Source organism: Roseobacter sp. HKCCA2468 (assembly GCF_037805105.1).
GTDB lineage: Bacteria > Pseudomonadota > Alphaproteobacteria > Rhodobacterales > Rhodobacteraceae > M30B80.
The window spans coordinates 1-4,917 of record NZ_JBBLYN010000015.1 but is presented as its reverse complement, the minus strand read 5'-3'; the positions used below and the strand labels follow the sequence as shown (position 1 = coordinate 4,917).

The following is a 4,917-nucleotide window of genomic DNA, read 5'->3' as shown; positions in this document are numbered from 1 at the left end:
CGCTATTAATCAATGCCATATTGGCACCGGAACCGGTCTCAACAGCCCCTTCAACGCCCATGGCAATGAGTTGTGCAACCGTAATCCCGTCGGCGTCGTTAGCATTCGCCTCGGTCTTAACGGCTTCAAGCGCAGCAACCGCAGCGTCAACAATACCTGCGACTTCGGACAGGCTATCGACCAGATCATAGTTGCTCGATGTATCCACATCAGAGAGCGCTTTCTGAATAGCACTCAGGTTGTTCGTTGTGACGCCCGCAAAGCCCAGGAGCTCCAACTCAGCTTGAGTGATCGCGGGGGTTTCTCCGTCGATTGTGCGCATCAAGGCGTCTGCGCAATCAAAGACATGCTGAAGCTCGGTAATCGTATCTATCGACGCACTCGCGAGTCCCTCAATCACGTCATTGAGAATAGCCAACTTGGCTATCTGTTTTGTAGATTCACCACTCGTGGCTTCAAGGCCTGTAATACCGATGCGAGCGTACTCATCGGCCGTAAGAGAAAGTGAGCTATCGGAACCACCATCATCCGCCGCGCTCAAAATAGCGTTGTAATCCGTGATCCGCGAGAGCAAACCATCCGTGGCGGTCGCATTCTTCGCCACCAGGCCGTCAACTGCCAAGCTATTGAGCATCGAGTTGAAGCTGTCAACGTCTGCATTCGCAACATCATCTGCGGTCTCAGTTGTGAGGTCGTTGATGGCCGCCCAATGCGATGCGAGCGGATAGTTAGAGGTCGTATTGTTAAGCTCGGCAGCTTTCTCGATCTCGCTCAGACCCGTGATCGCCTTCAGCAAATCCGCCCGGATTTGGGCAATGTGATCAGAACCGGTCTCATAACCATCACCCGCAGGCGAGCCCGTCAGATACTGCAATACACTGCTGTAGTTATTGCTATCCACCAGTGAGAAGCCCAGCAGCTGAAGCTGCGCTTCTGTCACGTCGTGAGTTTCTACGTTCCCAGTCGTAACGGGTGTGGCAATCGATGTCGTTTTACTGGCGCTTAGCAACAGCGCCTCAACCGCCGCCGCAAGGGCTTTGATCTCAGACGCATCGTCGACCGCGCTCAGGCCACGTTCATCAATCAACTGGTTTAGTAGCTCTACCGTACGCGCATTTAGATCACTGTTGCCATCCCGGCTTTTAATGCCGATCGAGGCAAACTCTGCAGATGTCAATAAAACGACATCACTGTCTTTACCGACTTTACTGTCAGTGACACCGTCTGCACTGTCTGACGTATAAACCGTATAGGTACTTGTATTGATTGTTTCGAAGAACTCTACTTCTTCGATAATTACATCAGAGCCACCCGACGTATCTTTATCCGCAAAATCCATCTGCCAGTATCGCGCAGATGTTGGGCTGCTTATATTATATGTCGTTGTGTTATATGGTCGTTGACCATTTACGGTATATATTTGCGTATATATCGAGCCATCGTCAGATGCAGATAGGGTAAATGTCTTTGCGGCACCATAGGTACCCCCACTTTGATAAGCATTAACAGAAAATGAATTTATTAACTTTTCTTCCCCGAAATCGATCGAGACTGATGCCGGTAATTGACTGTCAGGAAACCACCAGCTGTCGCCTAATGTTGCTGAGCCATCAAAGAGCTGCCACACATCTCTTGAATACCCTGTTACATTACTTGACACCGTTATGTCTGGCGCTGATGTTCTTGATGTGAGGGGCGTGGTTCCAAAAACATTCACTGAACTCGATTCAGAACCCACAGTCACCGTATCGACTTCACCATCGGCGAGGGCTTGCACCTTTGCCCATGTATCGACGATGGTTTGGACATCGGTTGCGACGGAGGCTGAGATGGTATCGAGCACGCCTGTTTCGGCCAGTGAGCTATTGATGGCTGCAACATTGAGGCTTGTGACACCGGTTACACCGATGGCAGCGTAATCCTCTTCGCTTGGAGCGGCTGCCCCACTCACACCAGCACCGTATGCCTGGATGGTATTCGCCGCCTTAGCGGTATCTTCAACCAGTGCTTTAAGCGCGCTGAACGTCTGCAGCTCACTCAAGTCATTTGCGCTATTGGCAATCGCCAGACGGATCGAGTCGATGTTCTCAGGCGTCACTTCCGCTGTTGCCTGACCTGTATTCACCAACGTAGCTGTCGCGTTACTTGTATCCACATAGGTAAAGCCAAGCGCTTCCAAATCAGCCGAGGTGGTTACATAGCTTGCTGTAACGTTGTCGATACCCTCGCCCGCAACCAGGTCCGTAATCGCCGCATCGGCCAGGATATGGTTCACCGCGCTGACTTTCGCCTGCAAAGTGTCGACACTGTCAATGTCTGCCGTGGTCGTCGCGGCATCCGCCAGGTAACTGTTGACCAGGGTTAGTTGCTCGACCGTCGTGATGTCGCTGATCCCCAGCGTGGTCAACGTGGTCAGCTGCGGCGCCGGGTTGGCACTGTCTTCCACATAGTTCAGGAGGCGGTTGTAAGCCGTCACAATCGCCTGCACCCCTTCCAGGGTGTTCGTTTGCGCAGTCCCGATATCGGCATCATCCAGCGCCGAGAGCACCGCGCTCAAGTTATTCGCCGAGCCGCTGCCATTGTCCGTAACACCATCAACCCCCATCGCCGCAAAGTCGGCGGCATCCAGGCCCGTTGTTGCCCCGTTCAGATCAAGACCACTATCGGGCGTATCTGTGGTGCTGGTATCCGCTTGTGCATTGGCACTGATCGCATTGAGTGCATCAATGGCGTTGCCGATTAGCGTCTCAACCTGGGTGAAGTTGGTAATCGCACTGTAGTCGGTCGTGGTATCAATATCCTCGAGCACCTTATGGACCGCACTGAGGTTGCTGTCTGTGACGTCATCAACGACCGCGGCATCGGCATTGTCCACATCAAAACCCAGCAAGCTCAGCTGGGCCTTGGTGATCTTCGGCGTCTGGTTCTCTGCGGTGCGCAGCAACGCATCGATGGCATCCGCGCGTGCCTGTAACTCAATAATGGTATCGACCTGGCCGCTCGCCAGTCGATCCAGGTGATCATTCAACAGTGAGACCTTCGCCGATGTCCGTGCGCTGTCCGCAAAGCCGCTAAGCTCAAGCGCAGCATAATCCGCTCGCGTTGGATCGCTGGCCGCAGCCACGGTACCAATATCGCCATCATCTGCTGTACGGTTGTCATCAGTCCCATCGGCAATCGCCAGAATACGGTTATACGCATCCACAATCCCCTGCACCTGCGACAGCGTGCGCACATCCGCACCACTGATCGCCGGACGATCCAACGCATCGTTCAAGGCGGCCAGGTTGCTGCTGTCTACAGCAACTGCCCCCACTGCTGCATAATCGGTTTCTGATAGGTTACCGCCGGCCGTGTCATTCTCTGCATGGGTAACCAGTGTCTGTATGCCTGCCAACACACTATTGACCACCGCTTGAATGCTCGGCGTGGTGGTGTAGTGCAACGCGGTTACATCCGCTGTCTCTTTGGTGCGCAAGACCGCATTGATCGTGTCAATGTCATCGCTCACCAAGCCGCTGATACCCGCATCCTGATAATCGCCAAGCGACGGAACTGCCGCATTGGCATCAGCACCTTCTGCATAGGTGCTGATAACATTCAGCGCGTCGAGATACGCTGTCACGCCCGCATTCACCACCGCAGCTGCACTAGCATAGTCGGTAATCGTCGGGTTGGCGCTGTTGCTATCGCCATCAGCCGCCTGCACAAGGCGATTGACCGCCTCTAAGCTGTATTCGGTTACGGCGGTCAAACCCGCCTGGTGATAATCTCTCAGCGTCGGCCGCGCATTGGCATCATCTGCCGCAAAGTCAACCACTTTAGCCAGCGCAGCCACCTGCGCGTTGGCGCCAACCGTCACCTGCGTTTGCAGGGCCGACGTATCGGCCAGGTCCGCTGCTGCCAATCCCGCAACCTGATGGTTGATCGCCGTCAGGTTTTGCGCATCAACACCGACAATACCCGCAAGCGCATAATCCTCGAGTGCAGGCCGCTCGCTGCGCAGAGCAACAGCCTCAGTGCGCGCACCTACACCCTTGTAATCCAATACCAGAACATTGCCATCAAGTGACAAGGTGAAGGGGCTAAAGCGGTAGAGCGTATCGGTTGTATCGGCAAAACCGGCCAACAAGTCAGCGGCACTCGCTGGATCGGTTAAGTGCGCCTCCAGCAGCACCGTACCCACTTGCAGGGTGTACTGCGCATCAGCTTCGAGTGCTGGCAAGGTCAAGCGCTTTTGTGCCGCTGTGCTGGGATCACCCGCCACAGCCGTGGTCGCACTTGCGAGCTCGCGAGCATATCCAACAATCAAATCAAAGCTGGCTTGCTGATCATTCGCTGCGCTTGCAACAATAGTTTGCAGCTTCGGCTGAGTATCATCATCCCCTACGGCGGCGGTAAGTAATGCTTGGTTAACAGCATAGAGGTTGTTCGAGTTGATCCCGACAATGCCCGCAGCCTCATACTCCGTACTCGTCAAGGCCGTAGTAGCGTCACGCAAAACCGCAATCGCCGCATCCGCCTTCGCAACAATGGTCTGGATATCGCTGACGCTGTCTTTGTTCTCTGCTGTGCTCTCCAGTCTCAGCTGGGCATTAACGGCCAACAGATTATCAGCCGTGACGTTCAATACGCCCGCATCGGCATAAGCGGCCAGCTGTTCTGTGGTGGTGAGAACAGCTTCGCCCCCGGTGACATCATCCAAAGCATAAGTCTCAGCTTGCACGTCACTGATCAGATAGGCCAACGCCGCCTCAGCGGATACCACCTTGGCTTGCAACTCTGTCACACTGTCGACATTGCCCGTTGCGTTACTGTCTGCAGCAAGCTGCTTGCGGATCTGGGCGTTAACGGCCAACAGATTATCAGCCGTGACGTTCAATACGCCCGCATCCACATAGGCATCAAGCTGGGCCT

The 4,917-nt window shown here is 54.4% G+C and carries 1 protein-coding gene; it reads right to left on the bottom strand.

The genetic code is table 11. From position 1 onward, the window contains the following. Positions 1 to 4,917: beta strand repeat-containing protein (locus AAC620_RS12290; protein WP_340245393.1), on the bottom strand; the 4,917-nt coding region annotated here is incomplete at both ends.